Origin of the sequence: Actinotalea ferrariae (genome assembly GCF_019733465.1) — a bacterium.
Taxonomy (GTDB): domain Bacteria; phylum Actinomycetota; class Actinomycetes; order Actinomycetales; family Cellulomonadaceae; genus Actinotalea; species Actinotalea ferrariae_A.
In genome coordinates this window covers 1-2,012 of the sequence record NZ_JACVQL010000364.1, presented here as the reverse complement: position 1 = coordinate 2,012, position 2,012 = coordinate 1, and the positions used below count along the sequence as shown (strand labels likewise).

Genomic DNA, 2,012 nt, shown 5'->3' with positions numbered 1-2,012 from the left:
GCGCAGCCCACCGCGCGGACGCGCGCCGTGCGGCCCGGCGCGCCGGCGGCGGCGCCGGCTCGATGTGACCCACGTCCGCGCGCGAGGGCAGGACGGCCGACCCGGTCAGGACCATCTGCGCACCGATCTGCGTCGACTGCAGCTCCTCCAGCGGCCGACCGCCGGGCGGGCAGCACGCCGGGTCCGAGCAGTCCGCCGCGTAGTACCCGTCGGGGCCGACCACCCAGCAGTCGACCGCGCGGAGGTGGTGCGCGGCCGCCTCCTCGACCGTGGCACGGACGCGGTCGACGACTGCCGCCGCCTCGGGCTGCGGGACCCCGGGGTACAGCACGAGGACGGCGGCCCGCGCGCCGTCCTTCTCCAGGTGACGGACGAGCGAGCGCGCGACGTGGCCCCCGTGGGCCGGGTCGGCCAGGTCGCTGAGGTCGACGCGCGCGACGAGCCCCACGCGGGACCTCTCGCCACGCAGGCTGAGGAGCACGGCGCTCTCGGTGGGCTGGAAGCCCAGCTGGTACGGGATGAGCGAGAGGATCTCGCGGGGCTCGCTGGTGCGGATCGTGGTGGGCATGGGGCCCATCGGACCCTGCCCGGACCGCCCCGCGCCGAAAGGTCCCCCGAGCCTGTGGACGGAGCCGGCCTGTGGACGCCCGCGCCGCCTTCGACCCGGCTACCGTGGGGGCCATGCGCCCCGCCGGCCCCCCCGCCGCACGACGCGCGGCCCGGACGACGTCCCGCGCTCGCGCCGTCTCGACGGCCGTGGCCGCGTCGTTCGTCGCGCTGCTGGGCGTGCCGGGCTGCTCCGGCGCGGACGTCCCGCGCGACGACCCGGCGGTCGACCGCCCGGCCGCGGCGCCCTCGACGTCACCGTCACCTGCGGCCCCGACCCCCGCGCCCGCCGAACCGCTCGTGACCGCCACGCCCGACGTGCACTCGCAGGTCGGCGACCTCGTCGCGGGCTTCCCCGAGGACCTCCTGCCGCTGCCGCCCGACGCCGTCGTGCTCGTCACCTCGGCCGTGCCCGTCGGCGACGCCGAGGTGCAGGAGGTCTCGCTGAACCTGCGCACCGCGACGAGCGTGCAGGACGTCGTGGCCCTGTACCGCACGGCGCTGACGACGGCCGGCTTCACCGAGGTACCCCCGGCCGGCCCCGCCACGGACCTCGCCGCGGAGGTCACCTTCGTCAGGTCGGGCGGCGACGAGCTCGTGTCCATCGGCGTGCTCGACGACGGCACCGCCCGGACCGTCACCGTCGGCGGACGGGTGCGGACGGCGGCCTGAAGCCACCTAGGGTGGCCGCGTGGAGCCGATCCGTGACGCACAGGCCGCCGTCGACGAGGTGAGGCCGGAGGTCGACGCGGCGCTGGGCCGGCACGTCGACGCCCTCGAGCGGGAGCTGGCCGCGATCGGCGCCGACGCCCATGAGCTGGTCGGCGGCATGCGCACGATGCTCGCCGGGGGCAAGCGTCTGCGCGCGGCGCTGTGCTACTGGTCGTGGCGCGCCCACGGCGGTGACGTCGACGACAGCGACGCGCGCACGGCTGCCGTGCGGGCCGGCGCCGCGCTCGAGCTCTTCCAGGCGGCGGCGCTGTTCCACGACGACGTCATGGACGGCTCCGACACCCGCCGCGGCCGCCCCGCCGCCCACCGGGCGTTCGAGGCGCTGCACGGGCGCCTCGGGTGGTCGGGGCCGGCCGACCGGTTCGGGGAGTCGGCGGCGATCCTGCTCGGCGACCTCGCACTCATCGCGTGCGACCGCGAGCTCACCGAGGCCCTGCGCCCGTTGCCGGTCCGGCGCGCCCACGCGGTGCGCGCCGTCTTCGACGCGATGCGCACCGAGGTCACGGTGGGCCAGTACCTCGACGTGCTCGCCCAGGCGCTGCCGTGGGGGCACGACCCCGTCGCCGACGAGGCCCGCGCGCGCGAGGTCATCCGCGCCAAGAGCGCGCGCTACAGCGTCGAGCACCCGCTCGCGCTGGGCGCGACCCTGGCCGGCGCCGACGACGCCGCCGTCG

The 2,012-nt window shown here is 77.6% G+C and carries 3 protein-coding genes; 2 read left to right on the top strand and 1 reads right to left on the bottom strand.

Annotation, left to right across the window (positions count from 1 at the left end; all coding sequences use genetic code 11):
* A partial coding sequence (locus ICW40_RS19805) for a DUF4192 domain-containing protein (RefSeq protein ID WP_221655696.1) occupies positions 1-568 on the bottom strand: 568 nt, incomplete at its 3' end.
* A 113-nt stretch (positions 569-681) separates the two neighbouring features.
* On the opposite strand from ICW40_RS19805, the gene ICW40_RS19800 reads away from it, so the two are divergent.
* Both ICW40_RS19800 and ICW40_RS19795 read left to right on the top strand, forming a co-directional pair.
* Positions 682-1,278 carry a hypothetical protein gene (locus ICW40_RS19800; RefSeq protein WP_221655695.1) on the top strand — a complete coding sequence of 199 codons (597 nt, stop codon included), beginning with the start codon at positions 682-684 and terminating at the stop codon, positions 1,276-1,278.
* Positions 1,279-1,297: 19 nt separating this feature from the next.
* A partial coding sequence (locus ICW40_RS19795) for a polyprenyl synthetase family protein (protein WP_374199190.1) occupies positions 1,298-2,012 on the top strand: 715 nt, incomplete at its 3' end.

Coding starts and splice junctions, on each gene's coding strand:
- ICW40_RS19800 (WP_221655695.1), top strand. CDS start 682: ATGCGCCCCGCCGGCCCCCCCGCCGCACGACGCGCGGCCCGGACGACG.